This is a genomic window from Streptomyces sp. CA-181903 (genome assembly GCF_050937075.1).
In the GTDB taxonomy this organism is placed as follows: Bacteria; Actinomycetota; Actinomycetes; order Streptomycetales; family Streptomycetaceae; genus Streptomyces.
In genome coordinates, this window is sequence record NZ_JBNJLY010000001.1 from 4370103 (window position 1) to 4387165 (window position 17063).

Genomic DNA, 17063 nt, shown 5'->3' on the forward strand with positions numbered 1-17063 from the left:
GGTTGTCGCGATGGTGCGTGCCGGCCGGTCAGCGCCCGCCCCAGGGCACGTCGCCCGTCCGGTCCTCGGGCCCGATCGTCGGGTCGAGGGCCGAGTCGTACGACCCCGTCCCCCGGCAGTGCCGGCACTGACCCGTGCGGTGCACGGTTTCGGCCGGGCCGCGGAACGGGTCGGGGCCGGGGTTGTGGGCGAGCACGCGGGGGACGAAGCCGGATCCCTGACACCAGTGGCAGACGGGGTGCGGACGATGCCCGTCCGCGTCGTCGTCACCGGGCTCGGGGGCGGGCTCCTGGGGTTCCTCGCTGTCGGCCATCGCGTCCGATGATGACGCGCGGGGGCCCGGACGTCCCCCGAAAAGGAGGCTCTTCATCCGTACGGGGTGCGGGCGGCCGGGCGCCGGCGGTGCCGGGCGGTCAGGTGTCGGCGGCGCCGCGGGCGGCCGTCCTCGTGGGTGAACCAGGTGTCCGGAGGCCATGGGTGGCCGACGCGCCCGTGCTGTCCTCGGCGCACCAGGGAGCGCGAAGCCCCTCTGGCGGAAGGGGAGCCGGAGGGGGCTTCGTACGGCCGCTCAGCGGCGGGTGGGACGTCAGACGTTGACGCCGAAGTCCTGGGCGATGCCCTGGAGTCCGGACGCGTAGCCCTGGCCGACGGCGCGGAACTTCCACTCGGCGCCGTTGCGGTAGAGCTCGCCGAAGACCATGGCCGTCTCGGTGGCCGCGTCCTCGCTCAGGTCGTAGCGGGCGATCTCGGCGCCGCCGGCCTGGTTGATGATGCGGATGTAGGCGTTGCGCACCTGGCCGAAGTTCTGCGAGCGCGTGGTGGCGTCGTAGATGGAGACCGGGAAGACGATCTTGTCGACGTCGGCCGGAAGGGCGGCCAGGTTGACGTTGATCTGCTCGTCGTCGCCCTCGCCGGCGCCGGTGGTGTTGTCGCCGGTGTGCACGATGGACTGGTCCGGCGTCTGCTTGTTGTTGAAGAAGACGAAGTGGGCGTCCGAGTAGACCTTGCCGCCGGGGTTCACCGCAATCGCGCTCGCGTCGAGGTCGAAGTCCGTGCCCGTGGTGGTGCGGACGTCCCAGCCGAGGCCGACGGTGACGGCGGTCAGGCCCGGGGCCTCCTTGGTGAGGGAGACGTTGCCGCCCTTGGACAGGCTTACAGGCATGGGGGTGATCCCTTTCTCGTCGACTCGCGGACCGCGTGCTGCTGCCACACGGTCCCGTCACCCGGGATAACGCCGACGACGGGGGGCGGGGTTCCATCCCGCTTTACTTTCTTTACTGATTTCTGATGGTCGGTCGGAAGGCGGCGGCACGCGGTCCCGGCGCGGAACGGGGCATAACGAGGTGACGCGGGCGGGCCGGACGGGGGACCATGGGGGCATGTCCGGTCCCTACGTCATCCGCGGTTCCGTCAGCCTGCCCGAGGCGGAGCTCGTCTGGCGCTTCTCGCGCTCCTCCGGGCCGGGCGGGCAGCACGTCAACACCAGCGACAGCCAGGTGGAGCTGCGCTTCGACCTCGCCGCCACCGACTCGCTGCCCGCCGTGTGGAAGGAGCGCGCCCTGGAGCGGCTCGCGGGCCGGCTGGTGGGCGGGGTCGTGACCGTACGGGCGTCGGAGCACCGTTCGCAGTGGCGCAACCGGGAGGCGGCGGCCGTCCGGCTGGCCGCGCTGCTGGCCGAGGCCACCGCGCCGCCGCCGAAGCCGCGGAAGCCGACGCGAATACCGCGCGGCATCAACGAGCGGCGGCTGCGGCAGAAGAAGCAGCGCGCGGAGACGAAGAAGGGGCGCTCCGCGCGGGATTGGAACTGAGGGATCCGCCGGGTCGCCGGGCGTCCCGCGTGTGTGTGCCGTGCGCGGGCGCGGGGGACGAGCGTGTGCCGCACGTGACCGAACCGGGGGAAGCGGAGTTGGGTCAGGGTATGAACGTCCGCATTCGTGCCGTTACCCGTCCGGTCCGCGTCGTCGTATGTCTCGCCTTGCTGGGAACCGTGCAGGCGGTGGCCGTCGCGCCGGCCCGGGCCGGGGGGCTCGGGGGCCTGCTGTCGCCCGCCATGGGGAACGGCTGCGCCGCGCGGGACGAGGGTACGTCCGCCCGTGGTGCCACCGCCGCGAGCCAGGGCTCCACGGCCGGCAACCGGCTCGGCGTTCCCTTCGCCGGTCCCACGAACCAGTGCGGGGGCGCCGACCTGCCGGTCGGTTTCGTGCAGGGCGGCGTCGGGCGGAACGTCCTGAACATCGACTTGTTCGGCGACCAGACGTAGTGCGGGCCCCGGCGTCCGGCCGGCCGCCGCCCGCTCGGGACGGGCTCAGGACAGGTGCCGGTACCGGCCCTTGAAGTACGTCAGCGGTCCGGTCTCCGTCGTCGAGGCGGCCGCCTTGAGGACGCGCCCGATGAAGAGGGTGTGGTCGCCCGCGACCACCCGCTGTTCCGTCCGGCACTCCAGTACCGCGAGGGCGCCCCGGACGAGCGGGGAGCCGGAGAGCTCGCCGCGGTCGTGCGGGAGGTCCTCGAAGAGGAGCCGGTCGCTGACCCGTCCCTTCATCGCGAACCGTCCGGCGACCTGGCGCTGGCTCTCGGCGAGCAGGGAGACCGCCCAGAGGGGCTGCCGGGCGAGCAACTCCTCCATCCGGGAGTCGTTGCGAACGCTCACCATCACGAGGGGTGGGTCCAGGGACACGGAGAGGAACGCCGTCGCCGTCATGCCGACGTCCTCGCCGCGGGGGCCGTCGTCGGGATCGTGCGCGGTCACCAGGACCACGCCCGCCGCCAGGCGGGCGAGGGCGGCGCGGAATTCCTCGGCGGTCACACCGTCAGCATGCGGTATGCGGGCCTCGGTGGGCGAAGTCGTCTGCAACACACGATGCACGCTAGCCGCCCGTGACGAACCGCTGCATCGGGCTGCGGGACCAGGACCCTCCTGGTAATGGGGACTAGGCCCTCCGTAGTCCCGAGAACGTTCCGGCCGCCTTTCCGTCCCGTCATTCGATCGCTTGTTCGCATCGTTTCCGCTTCCCGTCCGTACCGCCTCTGACCTCGTCGATCTCTTCGTGAAACCCCGGAATGGGTGCCGCAAAAACGCGACAGGCTCTGCCTTATTTGCGGACCGAAATAGAGGGCGGCTGCGAATGCAAGGTAAGGGTCATCGTTACGCGCTGTGACATGAGTCACAGAAGGCCCTATTTGTTGACCCTGTGTACCGAGTTGTCAGCTCCCTGTGATTCAGTGGCCGTGTAATCGGACGACAAGAAAATCTGGAGAGTCGCTGTCGAGGTCTCGGGGGAGAGCGAGCTATGGACACCGAGTCGGAGCCGTATGTGCGTCTGACGACCCTGCGGCAGGTTCACCAGGCGGTGGCGAATCTGAACACCGCCCGCAGCCTCGCGGACACCTTGCAGACCGTCGCGGAGGGCGTGGTGAACGGGCTCGGCTACGAGCTCGCGGCGGTCAACCTGGTCCGCCCGGACGGTGACCTCGTGGTCGCCGCCGTCGCCGGGAGCGCGAGTGCCGAGGCGTTCCTGTCCGGCCGGGTCGGTTCGCGGGTGTCCTGGGAACGCCGGCTCAGCATGGGCGAGCGCTGGGGCGAGCTGCGCTTCATCCCGTACACCGAGGGCTGGGTCCTCGACGACGACGACGTCCCGCAGTGGCGCACCACCGGCCCCGCGCCGCGCTTCCCCGACGAGTGGCACCCCATGGACCGCCTCCTCGCGCCCATGTACTCGGCCGGCTCGGCCGGCGGCGATCTGCTCGGCGTGATCTCCGTCGACCGGCCGCGCAACGGCCGCCGCCCCGGCGCCTGGGGCCGGGAAGCGCTCCAGATGTACGCGTTCCAGTCCGCGATCGCGATCAGCAACGCCAAGCTGCGCGCCAACATGCAGCGCGCCCTCGTCCGCCTGGAGCGCGAGCAGCAGGCGCTGCGCGCCAGCGAGGAGAGCTTCCGGCAGGCGTTCGAGTACGCGCCCAGCGGCATGGCCATCGCCGAGCTCGGCGGCGACCAGCACGGGCGGCTGCACCGCGCCAACGACGCCCTCTGCCGGCTGCTGGGCCGCTCGGCCTCCCAGATGCGCCGCTACTCGTTCTCCGACCTCGTCCACCCCGAGGACATCGGCACCCTGCTGCGCACCTCCGCCGAGGGCGGCCGGGCCGAGCTGCGGCTGCGCCGCCGGGACGACACGTTCGTCTGGGTCTCGCTGCGCAACTCGGTGGTCGCCGACGCCGCCGACGGGCCGCGCTTCCTGCTCACCCACGTCGAGGACATCGAGGACCGCAAGCGGCACGAGCTCCAGCTCGCCCACCGCGCCAGCCACGACTCCCTCACCGGCCTCCCCAACAGCGCCGAGCTGCGCGCCCGGCTCAGCAGCCGGCTGTGCGCCCGCCCGCCCGGCGGCGATCCGCACGCCACGGCCGACCACGGCCCGTTCGGGCGGCTGGAGGGCTTCGACGAGGTCGTGGGCGTCGGAGACCCCTTCGGCGGCCCGTTCGGCGAGCCGCTGGGGATACCGGGCGGCCCGGAGAGCATCCCGGGCGGCATTCCGGGCGGCGACGGCGCGTACGGGCACGACCGCGCCCCGGACCCGCTCGCCGACGACCGGCCGGCCGGCGGCTACCGCCCGAGCGACTACGCCGTCGGCGACTACGGCATGGCCGACTACCCAGCGGGGGCGGGCGACTACGGAGCGGCCTACTCCGGCTCCGGCGGCTACGACCACCGCGACCACCACGTGCACACCGTCCCGCTCGACGAGGACAGCGACGAGAGCGAGAAGGGCCTCGCCGTCCTCTTCTGCGACCTGGACGGCTTCAAATCGATCAACGACCGCTTCGGGCACCACACCGGTGACGCGGTCCTGATCGAGGTCGCCCGGCGGCTCAGCAGCGGCGTCCGCGACGGCGACACCGTGGCCCGGATGGGCGGCGACGAGTTCGTCGTCCTCGCCGACGGCCTCGGCCGCGCCGACGCGGAGGACCTGGCGGTCCGGCTGCGCAACGCGATCATCCCGCCCATCCGGGTCGACGGGCGGGCGGTGCGGGTGGGGGCGAGTTTCGGCATCGGCTGGGCCGGCTGCGGGATGTCCGCCGACGAGGTGCTGCGCTCCGCCGACCAGCGGATGTACGTCGAAAAGCGGTCCCGCGCCCGGACCGGCCGGCGGGCCGGTTGACCGGCCGGTAGCCCAAGTGGCAGGGGCGTGCCCCTTGCCGCACGGGGTAGGCTGCGCCGATGCGGCACCGCCGCCGGACCGTGGTGGCCGAACCGGCCTCGACAGCCGCGGATCCGGTACACGAACGTGGGTGCCGGACGGCACATCACGTGGGGAGTGACAGGGGATGACGGCCGGTAACAACGGCAACGGTAAGCCGGAGGACGAGGATCCGTTCGGCTACCTGTACCGCTCGGAGGGCGGCGACCAGGGCGCCGACGCGGCTGCGTCCGCGCCGCAGCCCGGCGTCCCCCGTACGTCGTACAACCAGGTCCGGCCGGTCGGCTCACGCCAGTACACGCCACAGCAGGGCGGCGCCACGTACGGCGCGGGCATGCCCGCCCCCCAACAGCACACCCCGCACTACGCCGCCCCGGAGACCCTCCCCGGCGGCGCCCCCGCCAGCCGGGCCCCCCGCCCGGCGCCCCGGGCCCGCAGCGCCCCAAGCGGCGCGGCCTGCTCATAGCCGCGATAGCCGTGGTGGTCGTGGTCGCCGGCGGCATCGGCGCGGCGGTGTACGCGAACCAGGGCGACGGGGACGACGGCAAGAACAACTCGGCGCAGCAGACGCCGTCGGACAAGCCGTCCGAGAAGACGGATAAGAAGGACGGCAAGAAGGACGATTCGAAGCCTTCCGCCAAGCCCGTCAAGGACATGAACCGGGACGCGGCGACCCTGCAGCTGGCTGGTGGAGCGTCCACGGCGAAGGACGTGAAGGGTGCGCCCACGGAGGGCGGCGTCTACGTCACCATGAAGCAGGGGTCTTCCATCGAGTGGAAGGACGTGCCCGTCACGGACGCCGGCAAGTACACGGTGTGGGTGGACTACGGCGCGCAGAACGGGGCGGCGACCGGCTCGCTCTGGGTCAACGGCGAAAAGCTGAGCAGCACGGTCGACTGGAAGAAGTGGCCGGGGGACGGCTGGTCGCACACCTTCAACTACATCCAGCTTGAGGGCGGCAAGGCCGACATCAAGCTGTCGTGCGAGTCGCAGTGCAACATCAATGTGGCCCGGGTGAAGATCCTGCCGGGTTGGTACAAGTCGAAGTCATAGCCTGCCGTCCCGGCGGCCGCCGTTTCGGCGCCGGGATGTCGGGGTGCTCGCGTGTTGTGGATCAAACGTCTTTGAGCAGGCGGGTGATGAAGTCGCGGGAGGCGGCCATGTCGAGGGCCTGCTCGCGGAGTTGGTTGAACGCCGTGTCGTAACGGACGGTGTGGGCGTCCTCGTCCAGGCAGAAGGACGTCGTCAGCGGCTCGATCGCTACGACCGGCTCGCCCTCGTCGAAGTGGAAGACGGTGTACGCGCCGCTGAGGCTGGTGTGCGCGCCGGTGGCGAACGGGACGACTCGTACCTCCACGTTCGGCATCTGTGAGACGTCCAGCAGGTGCTTGAGTTGTTCTGCGAGCACTTCGGGCGGTCCTGCCGGGCGTCTCAGGCACGCCTCGTCGAGAACGCAGCGCATCATGAGCGGCGAAACAGGTTGGTCGTCGAGCCGGCGGCTGTGCAGGGCCTGTTGGCGTTTGATGCGGAGTTCGGCGACGGTCCTCACCTGGCGGCTGGTGTTCCACGCGCGGCCGGCCTCGATGACCGCCAAGGCGTAGTCCGCGGTCTGCAACAGGTCCGGAATGGCCAGTGCCGCGTAGGTGTCCGCTTGGCTCGCCAGCTCTTCGAGCTCGATGAGGTCGGCGGTCGAGTCGTCGATGACATCACTGTATTGAGTGAACAGGCCCCGTCGGCGGTTGGTCTCGGCGAGCTTCGCGAGCCTTCGGATCTCGGCGATCCGTACTTCGTCGTGGAAGCCGTACACGACGAAGAATCTATCGAGGGGGCTCCGCAGCTTGCCGTTCTCAATCTTGCTCAGGCTCGGCGATGAGGTGCCGAGCAGCTTGGCGGCCTGCGCAAGGCTCAATCCGGCCCGGATCCGCAGGGTTCGCAGCTCCGCCCCGAGCCGCCGACGCATCACGGTGGGCATGGCGTCCGACAACTGATCACCCCCTCGTTTCGCGGGGCGACTCTACGGCAACCGTCAGCATGCGTACGCCGATTAATCCCTTAGTGGTAACACTAAAGCGAAACGTTGCAATAAAGCACTTCGGAACTCCACAGTGGCCGTGGGGGGCGATTCAAGCCACTTCCGGGGGTGCGAGCAGTGACATACAGAGCAGGCAGCTACGTGGTGGACGTCCGCAGCGGCCGACTGGCGCAGGTAGCGGAGGCCGTCGACGGTCTCGTCCACGTACGGAACCTGGACAGCGCGGGCGAGTCGTGGGCCGCCCCGCCCGACGCCCTCCGCCTCGCGACCCGCGAGGAGCGGCAGGCGGCCGGGCTGCGTCCGTACCAGACCGGCTGCGACGAGTGCGCCGCGCTCGAAACGGTCAGAAGGGTGGCCGGAGGCGGCGACGCCACCGCCGCCGCGTACACACACTGGATCGTGGCGCACGCCGCGTCCGCGATGGGGAGGAGCAACTGATGCGATCCGTCGGACGTTTGATGCGGCACTGCGGGCACCGCTCCGGCTGGGAGCGCGGCGTCGGCGAGGAGCGCTGCCGCGACTGCGGCGCCCGCCGCTTCACGGGTTACGCGGCGCTGCTGATGCCGGAACGCCCGGTGGCGGCGGCCACCCGGCCGCCCCGCGACCCCGCCCGGGCGGACCGCGCGGCCGCCGCCCTCATCGCACGCGGGCTGCACCGCGTCAGCCGATGGGGCACCAGCACCCGCATGTGGCGGCTCGCCTCGTGAGTGACCGACGGCCGGCGGTCGGGCCGCATGGCGGCAGGCAATATCCATCCCTCCCGCTCCAAGAGCTAGTGGGAAAGGCTCGTTGGGCGCCAGGTCCACGGGACTACGCTTCGAGGCATGATTCTCGGCCCCAATTACGCCCTGGAGAACCGGCTGGCCCGGGTGGAGCGGAAACTCGATCTGATCCTGGAGCACCTCGGCATCCAGGATGCCGATGCCCCGTACCTCGCGGAGGTCCGCGCACTCGTGCGTGAGGGCAAGACGATTCAGGCGATCAAAGTCCACCGCGAGGCCACCGGCGCGAGCCTCAAGGAGGCGAAGGACGTGGTCGACGCCATCAAGGAGGGGCGCCGCTGAGGGACGGCCCGCGGGGTCGTCCACAGGCAAGGGCGACTGGAAGCGCACATGTCGGAGCGGTACGAGGAGCCGGAACGGCGTCCTGGGTGAGCGTGCGCACCGCTCCGGCCGTTCGTCACCTCGTTCCCGCGCGGTGCGGCCCTGCCAGCACTTCAAGGAACCGCTCCACCGTCGCCGCCATCGCCTCCCGCGCGGGAGCGAGGTAGCGGCGGGGGTCCACCGTCGACGGGTGGGCCTCCAGGAAGGCGCGGACGGCGCCGGTGAAGGCCGTGTTGAGGGCCGTGCCGACGTTCACCTTGCGGATGCCCGCCGCGACCGCGCGGCGGAGCTCGTCGTCCGGGACGCCCGACGAGCCGTGCAGTACCAGCGGGACGGGGACGGATTCGCGCAGGGCGGCGATCAGCGGGTGGTCGAGGGACGCCGTGCGGGACGTCATCGCGTGGGTGCTGCCGACCGCCACCGCCAGCGCGTCCACGCCCGTGTCGGCGACGAACGCCGCCGCTTCCGACGGATCGGTACGGACTCCCGGCGTATGGGCGTCGCCCGGTTTGCCGCCTACGCGGCCGAGCTCGGCCTCCAGCCAGAGACCGCGCGCGTGCGCCCAACGGGCCGCCTCCGCCGTGGCCTTGACGTTCTCCGCGTAGGGGAGCGCCGACGCGTCGTACATCACCGACGAGAAGTCGTGCGCGCTCGCGGCGTGCAGGAGGTCCACGGACTCGACATGGTCGAGGTGCAGGGCCAGGGGAGCGGACGAGGCGCGGGCCACGGCCGCCGTGGCGGCGGCGATCGGGGCGAGGTCGCCGCCGTGGAACTTCACGGCGTTCTCGGAGATCTGGAGGACGGCCGGGCGGCCGGCCGCCTCCGCGCCGGCCGCGATGGCCTCCGCGTGTTCGACGGTGATGACGTTGAACGCGGCGACGGCCGCGCCGGAGGCGAGGAGGTCGGCGGTACGGGCCAGGGGCATCGGGTCAACTCCCGTGCGAGGGTGCGGGGGTGCGTCGTCCTGCGGCGGCGGGGGCCGGGTGTCGTGTGTCCGCTCCGGGCGTCGGCCCCGGGCCGGTGGGGTGGACGCTCACCGGCGGCCCCGGTCGCGGCCGGGTGGGCCTCGGCGGTCGGCGGGACTCCGCCGGTGCGACGTCCGCGCGGTCCCCGATCGCGATCGGGCGGCCACCCCGGCCGGTCTTTCGGTGCGTCCGGACCGGCCGCCCGCGCGGGGCGCCCGATTGTCCAAGCCGCCCGCCCCGCAGCCCCCTCACACCGCCACCACCTTCACCAGCGGCAGCGCCGCCTCGTAAGCCTCCGCGTCGAACTCCCCGGCCACCGGCGCCCGTACCGTCGCCGCCGAGACGGCGATCGCGCGGCGGAGGCGGTCGGGCCAGGGGAGGTCGTCCAGCCAGGCCGACAGCAGGCCGGCCACGGCGGAGTCACCGGCGCCCGTCGGGTTGCCCTTGAGGCGGGCGGGTGGGGTGGCGCGCCAGGTGCCGTCGGGGGTGATGGCGAGCATGCCGTCGGTGCCGAGGGACGCGGCGACGGCGTGGGCGCCGCGGCGGCGGGCGTCGAGGGCGGCGCGCATGGGGTCGGTGGAGCCGGTGAGGGCGGCGAGTTCGGCGGCGTTCGGCTTGACGACGTCGGGGCGGGCGGCGACGCCGCGCCGCAGGGGTTCCCCGGAGGTGTCCAGGAGGACGGGGATGCCGCGGGTGCGCGCCTGGCGGATCAGCTGTGCGTAAGCGCCCACCGGGACGCCCGGCGGGAGGCTGCCGCAGAGCGCCACTGCCCTTGCGCCGTCCAGGAGTTGGGCGTAGCGGGCGGTGAAGGACGCCCATTCGGCGGCGGTGATCGCCGGGCCCGTCTCGTTGAGCTGGGTGGTGTCGCCGGTGCTCGCGTCGACGACGCCGACCGTGCGGCGGGTGGAGCCGGTGATCGGGACGAGGGCGTCGACTAGCCTTCCCGGCGTGTCCGCGGCGGTCGCGGCGAGCAGGGCGCGGAGGGTCTCGCCCGTCGGGCCGCCCGCGAAGCCCGTAACGGTGGTGTCGTGGCCCAGCCGGGCGAGCACCCGGGAGACGTTCAGGCCCTTGCCGCCCGGCCGTTCGACCGCCTCGGCGACGCGGTGCGAGGTGTGGGGACGGAGCCGGGGGACCCGATAGGTCAGGTCGAGCGCGGCGTTGAGCGTGACCGTGAGGATCATCGGCGCCTCTCTCGGACCGGTCCGCGGGGACCCGGGGACACGATTGCGGGAGCGATCATGCCAAAACAGCGGCGGCAGGCCCAGTCCCCGGACCTGCCGCCGTTCCCCAAGCCGGGGAGGAATCACCGCACTTCGGGTCGGACCAGCCATTCGCCCTTGCGCATCACGCCGACGAGTTCGAACGCGCCGTCGAGGACGACGAGGTCGGCGTCCTTGCCCGGTTCCAGCGAGCCGACGCAGTCGGCGACGCCCAGCAGCCGGGCCGGGTTGGCGGACAGGGCGGCGACCGCGTCCTCGACCGGCAGCCGGTCGACGGTCACCGCGCGGCGGAACGCCGTGTCCAGGGTGAGGGTCGAGCCGGCGATCGAACCGGCCGTCGGACCGTCCGCGATCCGCGCGACCGCGTCCTTGACCTCCACCCGCATCGGGCCGAGCGCGTACATGCCGTCGCTCATGCCCGCCGCGCCCATCGCGTCCGTCACGAACGCGACCCGGTCGGCGCCCGCGCGGGCGAACGCCAGCTCCAGGACGGCCGGATGCAGATGCGTCCCGTCGTTGATCAGCTCGACGGTGACCCGCTCGTCCTCCAGCAGCGCCGCGATCGGGCCGGGCGCGCGGTGCAGCAGCGTGGGCATGGCGTTGAAGAGGTGGGTGGCGACGGTCGCGCCCGCGTCGATGGCGTCCAGCGTCGCCTCGTACGTGGAGTCCGTGTGGCCGACCGCCGCGACGACGCCCAGGTCCGCGAGCATCCGGACGGACTCCAGGCCGCCGGGCAGCTCGGGGGCGAGTGTCATCATCCGGGCCGTGCCGTGCGCCGCGTCGACGAGCTTGCGGACGTCCGCCGGGTCCGGGTCGCGCAGCAGCTCCGGCTGGTGGGCGCCGCACCGGTGCGGCGAGATGAACGGGCCCTCGAAGTGGACGCCGGCCAGATCGCCCTGCTGGGTGAGCTCCGCGAGGACGGCCGCCTGCCGGGCGAGGTCGGCCAGGTCGCCGGTGACGGTCGAGGCGACCATCGTCGTCGTGCCGTGCGCGCGGTGCGCGCGGACGGCCGTCAGGGCCTCCTCCGGGTCGCCGGAGGAGAAGGAGGCCCCGCCGCCGCCGTGGACGTGCATGTCCACGAAGCCGGGGACGATCCAGTGGCCGGTCAGGTCCCAGGTCGGCGTCTCCTCGGCGGCGTCCGCGACGACGCGGGTGCCTTCCACGGTGACGCGGCCGTGCTCCACCACCCCGGTCGGCAGCACGACCCGGGCTCCGTCGAGAACCGTTCGTTCGACCATCAGGCGGATACCTCCGTGGATTCCGTGGCTGCTGTGGCTGGCGTGGAGGCCCGGGCGGCCAGCAGGTCCCGGGCGAGCAGACCCGCGCCCAGGCAGCCGGCGGTGGCCCCGAGGGCCGCCGGGACGATGAGGGGGAGTTTCTGGAAGGTGAGGCGCTCCGCGACGGCGGCGCGCAGCGGGCCGAACAGCGTTTCGCCCGATTCGGCCAGCCCGCCGCCGACGATCAGCGTACGGGGGTCGAGCAGCGTCAGCCCGACGACGAGGCCGTCGGCGAGCGCGTCCACCGCCTCTTGCCAGACGCGGCGCGCGCGGGCGTCGCCGGCCTCGACGGCGCGGGCGCAGGCGGCGGCGTCGGCCGCCGGGTCACCGCTCGCCGCGGCCCAGGCGCGGCCCACGGCGGCGGCCGACGCGAGCGTCTCCAGGCAGCCGCGGCCGCCGCAGCCGCACTCCGGGGCGTCCGGACCGCGGCGCACGGCGATGTGGCCGATCTCGCCGGCCGAGCCGTTCGCGCCCTCCTCGACGCGGCCTTCGATGCCGATCGCTCCCGCGATGCCGGTGCCGAGGGCGACGAAGAGGAAGCGGTCCGCGCCGCGGCCGGCGCCGAGGCGGCCCTCGGCGAGGCCGCCCGTCCTGACGTCGTGGCCGAGGGCCACGGGGGTGCCGCCCAGGCGGCGGCTCAGGAGGTCGCGGAGGGGGAGGTCGCGCCAGCCCAGGTTGGCGGCGTAGACGGCGGTGCCGGTGTCTGTGTCGACGACGCCCGGGATGGCCACGCCGACCGCTGCGGCCGGTTCGCCGAACTCCTTCTCGCCTTGGTCGCGCAGTTCCGCCGCGAGGTCGAGGATGCGGGCGACTACGGCGTCGGGGCCTTGGTCGCGGTCTGTCGGGCGGAGGGTTTCGTGGACGAGGGTGGTGTCCGCGCCCATGAGGGCGGCTTTTATCCCGGTGCCGCCCACGTCGAGGGCGATGACATGTTTCACCGGGACAGTTTCGCGCGTGGGGGTGGAAAGGTCTAGTCCACTGTTCGGGGGTGGGTGGGGTGCGTGGGGGTGCGCCTGCGGCGGGCTGTGCCCCGGTCCCACCCCTTCGCCGATTCCTGGGGCTGCGCCCCAGACCCCCTTTTCGCGGCTCCGCCGCTCGTCCTCAAACGCCGGACGGGCTGATTAATCAGCCCGTCCGGCGTTTGAGGACAGCGCGCAGCGCGCTTCGGGGGTGCGGGGGCTTGCCCCCGCAAGAAACGGTGAAAGGGCGGGACCGGGGCACTCCTCAGACGCCGAGCACCACGCTCCGCGTCAGCCCCCGCGGCCGGTCCGGGGCCAAGCCCCGCGCCTCCGCGACCGCGACCGCCACCCGTTGGGCTCGGACAAGCTCGGCCAGCGGGTCGCTCGGCGTATGGACGAACGTTCCGCCGGCCGCGCCGACCGCCCCCTCCAGCCCCTCAGGAACAGGCCCGAAAGCCCACGTCACCCGCCCCGGCCCGGCGATGGCCACCGGCCCGTGCCGGTACTCCATGGCCGGATACGACTCCGTCCACGCCCCCGCCGCCTCGCGCATCTTCAGCGCCGCCTCCTGGGCCACGCCGTACGCCCAGCCGCGCCCGAGGAACGTCCACTGCGACGCGGAGAGCAGCGCGTCCGGCAGCGGCTCCGTGACGGCGGCGGTCGCCTCGTCGGCGGCCCGCCGTACGGCGTCGGGACCGCCCGGGAGAGCGGACCGCAGCAGGGCCAGGGCCGTCGTCGCGAACCGGGTCTGGACGACGGACTCCTCGTCCGCCCAGTCCAGTACCGCCAGCGCGTCGGCCGCGTCCCGCACCGGCGTGGCGGGGTCGGCGGTGAGTGCCAGCAGCGGCGTGGTGCCGCGGAGGGCGGCGAGCAGGTCCAGGACCTCCGTCGTGGTGCCGGAGCGGGTGATCGCCACCACCCGGTCGTAGCGGCGCGCCGTGGGGAACTCGGACGCCGCGAACGCGTCCGTCTCGCCCTCGCCCGCCGCCTCGCGCAGGGCCGCGTACGCCTGTGCCATGAACCAGGACGTGCCGCAGCCGGTGACGGCGACGCGCTCGCCGGGCCTGGGCAGCCCGGCCGTGGCCGGGGCGGCGTCCGCGGCCCGGCGCCAGCAGGCGGGCTGGGTGGCGAGTTCGGAAGCGGTACGGGAGCGGGACTCGGGGGGTGATACGGCCATGACCTGGGCTCCTTGCGGTCTGCGTGAGCGATCCACGAGCGATCCGTGAGTGATCCATCAGTGATCCATCAGTGATCCGTCCGTGCCCCACCGTGGATAGCAGCCCGCCGCCGGGAGGGGGAAGGGCGAGGCCGGAGCGAGCCCTTGTTCGAAGAGCCTTTAAGGTGGCGCGGGAGAACGTGCGGAGCCTGCGGCTCCCGCGGTCCCCACCGGGCAGGCCGTCCGCATCACGGCCGGGGGCACGCGCACGGGCACGGCACGGTCACACGGGTCACAATCACAAGGGCGGAAAGCAAGTGCAGCGGCGGCGGTTCTTGAGTCTCTCGGCGGCGGGTGCCGCGACGGCGGCGATGGTGCCCGCACTTTCGGCGTGCGGGAGCAGTGGTCCCGGGGGCGGCAAGAAGACGCTGCGCCTGGTCGCCGCCGAGTACGGCGACGGCAAGCCGGAGAACAGCTCGAAGAAGTACTGGGACTCGGTCGCCCGGACCTTCATGGGCGACCACAAGGGCGTCAAGGTCGACGTCGAGGTCTACAGCTGGACCGAGGTCGACAAGAAGGTCGCCGACATGGTCGCCCAGGGCAACGCCCCGGACATCGCGCAGATCGGCGCGTACGCCGACTTCGCCGCGGCCGGCAAGCTCTACAGCGCCGACCAGCTGCTCTCCATATCCACCCAGGCCGACTTCATCGCCTCGATCGCCCGCGCGGGCGAGGTGCACCGGACGCAGTACGGCCTGCCGTTCGTCTCCTCCACCCGACTGCTGTTCTGCAACGAGACGCTGTTCCGCAAGGCCGGGATCATCAAGCACCCCGAGAGCTGGGCCGAGGTCCAGACCGCCGCCGCGAAGCTGAAGGCCGCCGGGGTGAAGGTCCCGTTCGGGCTGCCGCTGGGCCCCGAGGAGGCGCCCGCCGAGACCATGCTGTGGATGCTGGGCGGCGGCGGTGGCTACACCGACAAGAACGGCAGCTACACGATCCGTTCGCAGGCCAACGTCCGGACGTTCGAGTGGCTGCGGGACGAACTCGTCGGCAAGGAGCTCACGGGCCCCAACAACCCCGCCCGTGTCAACCGCCAGGACCTCTTCGACGCCTTCTGCAAGGGCGAGGTCGGCATGCTCCACGGCCACCCCAGCCTGATGCAGCAGGCGGAGGCGGCCCAGATCAAGTACGAGATGGTGCCGCTGCCCGGCATCGACGGCAAGGCCAAGTCGACGATGGGTGTCGCCGACTGGGTCATGGCCTTCAAGACCGCCCCCCGCAAGGAGGTCGGCCTCTTCCTGGACTTCCTCTACGGCACGCAGACCGTGCTCGACTTCACCGGCAAGTACGACCTGCTGCCGGTGACCACGTCCGCCTCCGAGCAGATGTTCAAGGACGACTCGCGGCGGTCGAAGAAGCTGCGGCCGTTCCTGAAGCCGCTGCCGGAAGCCGAGTTCTACCCCGCCGACAAGACCTCCTGGGCCAAGGTCAGCAAGACCATCAAGGAGAAGATCGGCGGCGTCGTGCAGAAGGGCGCCGACGTGGCCGGCATCCTCGACGAGATCCAGCGCGAGGCGGACTCCACGGACGGCGTGGCCCGCTAGGTACGGCGTGGCCCGCTAGGCACGGAGGCGGGGGTGGCGGCCCGGATCGTTGCGGGGTCCGGATCCTTGCCGGGCCCGGATCCTTGCCGGGCCCGGGTCCTTCCCGGGCCTTGGCCCTCCCCGCCGTCGCCTACGCTGGACCGCATGGAAGACAGGCCCCTCTCCGAGCGGGACCTGGCCGTGCTCGCCCTCGAACGGCGGTCGTGGCCCGGCCCCGGCGCCAAGGAACGGGTCGTGCGGGAACGGCTCGGCATCACGCCCACCCGCTACTACCAGCTGCTCAACGCCCTGCTGGACGACCCCGGGCCCTGGCCCACGACCCCGTCACGGTCAACCGGCTGCGCCGGCTGCGCGAGACCCGGCGGGCCCGCCGCTGAGCGAGTGCCCGTCCCGGTGGCCCCTGGCGGCGACGGAGACGCGGTGTTCCCTTGCTGGGGCGCGGAAACGCGACGGTCCCTCCCGGCCCACGCGAACACGCTCCGAAACCCCGCCCCACGAAATCCGCGAGCCCCCGACTCGACGGCGCGCGCCTGGGTAGGGTCGACGTCATGGGCAGCCACCCCCTTCCGGAACCCGTGACGTCCGCCGGGCGCGAGGGCCTCGCCGCGCTCCTCGCCCGGCCCGGCCGCGCGATCGTCGCGCTGGACTTCGACGGGACGCTCGCCGAGATCGTCCCCGACCCCGAACGCGCCCGGGCGCACCCCGCGGCCGTCCCCGCGCTCGCCCGGCTCGCGCCGCACCTGGGGTCGGTGGCGGTGATCACCGGCCGGCCCGCCGGGGTCGCCGTCCGCTACGGCGGCTTCGCCGGGGTGCCGGGCCTCGAACGCCTGGCGGTGCTCGGCCACTACGGCGCCGAACGCTGGGACGCGGCCACCGGCACCGTCCGCTCGCCGGCCCCGCACCCGGGCATCGCCGCCGTCCAGGCCGAACTGCCCGGCGTGCTCGACGCGTCCGGCGCCTGGCACGGCACCTGGGTCGAGACCGCGCCCATCGAGAACAAGGGCGGCCGGGCCATCGCCGTCCACACCCGCCGCGCGCCCGATCCCCAGGGAGCCTTCCAGGCGTTGGAGGAGCCGCTGGCCGAACTCGCCGCACGCCACGGGCTGATCGTCGAGCCGGGGCGGCTGGTGCTGGAGCTGCGCCCGCCGGGCATGGACAAGGGCGTCGCCCTCGCCGACCACGTCCGCGCCACCGGCGCCGACTGCGTCCTCTACGCCGGGGACGACCTCGGTGACCTGGCCGCCTTCGACGCGGTGGAACGGCTGCGCGCCGACGGGCTGACCGGCGTCCTGGTGTGCAGCGGCAGCGCGGAGGTCACCGAACTGGCCGACCGGGCGGACTTGGTGGTGGACGGTCCGAAGGGCGTGGTGGGGCTGCTGGAGGCGTTGGCGGACGGGGTGACGGAGTGACGGAGTGAGGCGATGACACGGTGACGGGGTGCTGAGTGGCGGGTGATGCGGTGACGGGCGGGGCTTCGAAAGGCTGACGCGTCCGCCGGCTCTCCCCGTAACCGCCCTTACCCGTCTCCTTCCCGACCGCTTCCCGTCCCGTT

General features: G+C 72.8%; 19 protein-coding genes and 1 pseudogene. 11 read left to right on the forward strand and 9 right to left on the reverse strand.

The window, feature by feature from the left end; translation table 11 throughout:
- Positions 1-28: 28 nt before the first annotated feature.
- Both ACQEVS_RS19615 and ACQEVS_RS19620 read right to left on the reverse strand, forming a co-directional pair.
- Positions 29-313, reverse strand: coding sequence for a hypothetical protein (locus ACQEVS_RS19615; RefSeq protein WP_433022098.1), 285 nt, complete (start codon positions 311-313; stop codon positions 29-31).
- 273 nt (positions 314-586) lie between these two features.
- Positions 587-1162 (reverse strand): TerD family protein, encoded by a 576-nt coding sequence (locus ACQEVS_RS19620; protein ID WP_433022100.1) that lies wholly within the window; start codon positions 1160-1162, stop codon positions 587-589.
- 217 nt (positions 1163-1379) lie between these two features.
- On the opposite strand from ACQEVS_RS19620, the gene arfB reads away from it, so the two are divergent.
- Complete coding sequence (arfB, locus tag ACQEVS_RS19625; protein ID WP_433022102.1) at positions 1380-1808, forward strand: alternative ribosome rescue aminoacyl-tRNA hydrolase ArfB; 429 nt, start codon at positions 1380-1382, stop codon at positions 1806-1808.
- A gap of 188 nt (positions 1809-1996) precedes the next feature.
- Positions 1997-2260: a chaplin family protein gene (locus ACQEVS_RS19630; RefSeq protein WP_433022104.1), complete on the forward strand. Its 264-nt coding sequence runs from the start codon at positions 1997-1999 to the stop codon at positions 2258-2260.
- Positions 2261-2305: 45 nt separating this feature from the next.
- Here the strand turns inward: ACQEVS_RS19630 and ACQEVS_RS19635 are convergent, their stop codons facing one another.
- Positions 2306-2857, reverse strand: a complete 552-nt coding sequence (locus ACQEVS_RS19635) for a flavin reductase family protein (protein WP_433022106.1) — start codon at positions 2855-2857, stop codon at positions 2306-2308.
- Positions 2858-3290: 433 nt separating this feature from the next.
- On the opposite strand from ACQEVS_RS19635, the gene cdgB reads away from it, so the two are divergent.
- The 3 genes from cdgB (at position 3291) to ACQEVS_RS19650 (ending at position 6248) form a co-directional block, all read left to right on the forward strand.
- Positions 3291-5156: a diguanylate cyclase CdgB gene (gene cdgB, locus ACQEVS_RS19640; protein WP_433022108.1), complete on the forward strand. Its 1866-nt coding sequence runs from the start codon at positions 3291-3293 to the stop codon at positions 5154-5156.
- A 166-nt stretch (positions 5157-5322) separates the two neighbouring features.
- Positions 5323-5661: a hypothetical protein gene (locus ACQEVS_RS19645; protein WP_433022110.1), complete on the forward strand. Its 339-nt coding sequence runs from the start codon at positions 5323-5325 to the stop codon at positions 5659-5661.
- Between the two features lie 11 nt (positions 5662-5672).
- Positions 5673-6248, forward strand: coding sequence for a hypothetical protein (locus ACQEVS_RS19650; RefSeq protein WP_433022112.1), 576 nt, complete (start codon positions 5673-5675; stop codon positions 6246-6248).
- Between the two features lie 61 nt (positions 6249-6309).
- Here ACQEVS_RS19650 and ACQEVS_RS19655 read toward each other — a convergent pair whose 3' ends face one another.
- Positions 6310-7167, reverse strand: coding sequence for a helix-turn-helix domain-containing protein (locus ACQEVS_RS19655; protein ID WP_433027717.1), 858 nt, complete (start codon positions 7165-7167; stop codon positions 6310-6312).
- 177 nt (positions 7168-7344) lie between these two features.
- Here ACQEVS_RS19655 and ACQEVS_RS19660 point away from each other — a divergent pair, with 177 nt between their 5' ends.
- From ACQEVS_RS19660 to ACQEVS_RS19670, 3 genes are all read left to right on the forward strand, one after another.
- Positions 7345-7665 (forward strand): hypothetical protein, encoded by a 321-nt coding sequence (locus ACQEVS_RS19660; protein WP_433022114.1) that lies wholly within the window; start codon positions 7345-7347, stop codon positions 7663-7665.
- A complete protein-coding gene (locus ACQEVS_RS19665; protein WP_433022116.1) occupies positions 7665-7934 on the forward strand; it encodes a DUF6255 family natural product biosynthesis protein in 270 nt (89 codons plus the stop codon). The genes ACQEVS_RS19660 and ACQEVS_RS19665 overlap by 1 nt, the downstream gene beginning before the upstream one ends.
- Positions 7935-8051: 117 nt before the next feature.
- Positions 8052-8291 carry a hypothetical protein gene (locus ACQEVS_RS19670; protein WP_433022118.1) on the forward strand — a complete coding sequence of 80 codons (240 nt, stop codon included), beginning with the start codon at positions 8052-8054 and terminating at the stop codon, positions 8289-8291.
- Between the two features lie 115 nt (positions 8292-8406).
- Here the strand turns inward: ACQEVS_RS19670 and ACQEVS_RS19675 are convergent, their stop codons facing one another.
- From ACQEVS_RS19675 to ACQEVS_RS19695, 5 genes are all read right to left on the reverse strand, one after another.
- Positions 8407-9255 carry a class II fructose-bisphosphate aldolase gene (locus tag ACQEVS_RS19675; protein ID WP_433022120.1) on the reverse strand — a complete coding sequence of 283 codons (849 nt, stop codon included), beginning with the start codon at positions 9253-9255 and terminating at the stop codon, positions 8407-8409.
- A 288-nt stretch (positions 9256-9543) separates the two neighbouring features.
- The gene (locus ACQEVS_RS19680; RefSeq protein ID WP_433022122.1) at positions 9544-10476 is read right to left on the reverse strand and encodes a 1-phosphofructokinase family hexose kinase; all 933 of its coding nucleotides are present in this window, start codon (positions 10474-10476) and stop codon (positions 9544-9546) included.
- Positions 10477-10598: 122 nt separating this feature from the next.
- A complete protein-coding gene (gene nagA, locus ACQEVS_RS19685; protein WP_433022124.1) occupies positions 10599-11753 on the reverse strand; it encodes an N-acetylglucosamine-6-phosphate deacetylase in 1155 nt (384 codons plus the stop codon).
- The gene (locus tag ACQEVS_RS19690; protein ID WP_433022126.1) at positions 11753-12730 is read right to left on the reverse strand and encodes an ROK family protein; all 978 of its coding nucleotides are present in this window, start codon (positions 12728-12730) and stop codon (positions 11753-11755) included. The genes nagA and ACQEVS_RS19690 overlap by 1 nt, the downstream gene beginning before the upstream one ends.
- A gap of 286 nt (positions 12731-13016) precedes the next feature.
- Positions 13017-13928: an SIS domain-containing protein gene (locus ACQEVS_RS19695; protein WP_433022128.1), complete on the reverse strand. Its 912-nt coding sequence runs from the start codon at positions 13926-13928 to the stop codon at positions 13017-13019.
- A 296-nt stretch (positions 13929-14224) separates the two neighbouring features.
- Between ACQEVS_RS19695 and ACQEVS_RS19700 the strand changes: the two genes are divergently transcribed.
- The 3 genes and pseudogenes from ACQEVS_RS19700 to otsB all read left to right on the forward strand — a co-directional run bounded on the left by ACQEVS_RS19700 (position 14225) and on the right by otsB (position 16920).
- On the forward strand, positions 14225-15511 hold the full coding sequence (locus ACQEVS_RS19700) for an extracellular solute-binding protein (protein ID WP_433022130.1): 1287 nt from the start codon (positions 14225-14227) through the stop codon (positions 15509-15511).
- Between the two features lie 144 nt (positions 15512-15655).
- Positions 15656-15888, forward strand: a pseudogene (locus ACQEVS_RS19705) (DUF3263 domain-containing protein).
- 171 nt (positions 15889-16059) lie between these two features.
- Entirely contained in the window at positions 16060-16920 is an 861-nt protein-coding gene (gene otsB / locus ACQEVS_RS19710; RefSeq protein ID WP_433022132.1) for a trehalose-phosphatase, read from the forward strand.
- The last annotated feature ends 143 nt before the right edge of the window (positions 16921-17063 follow it).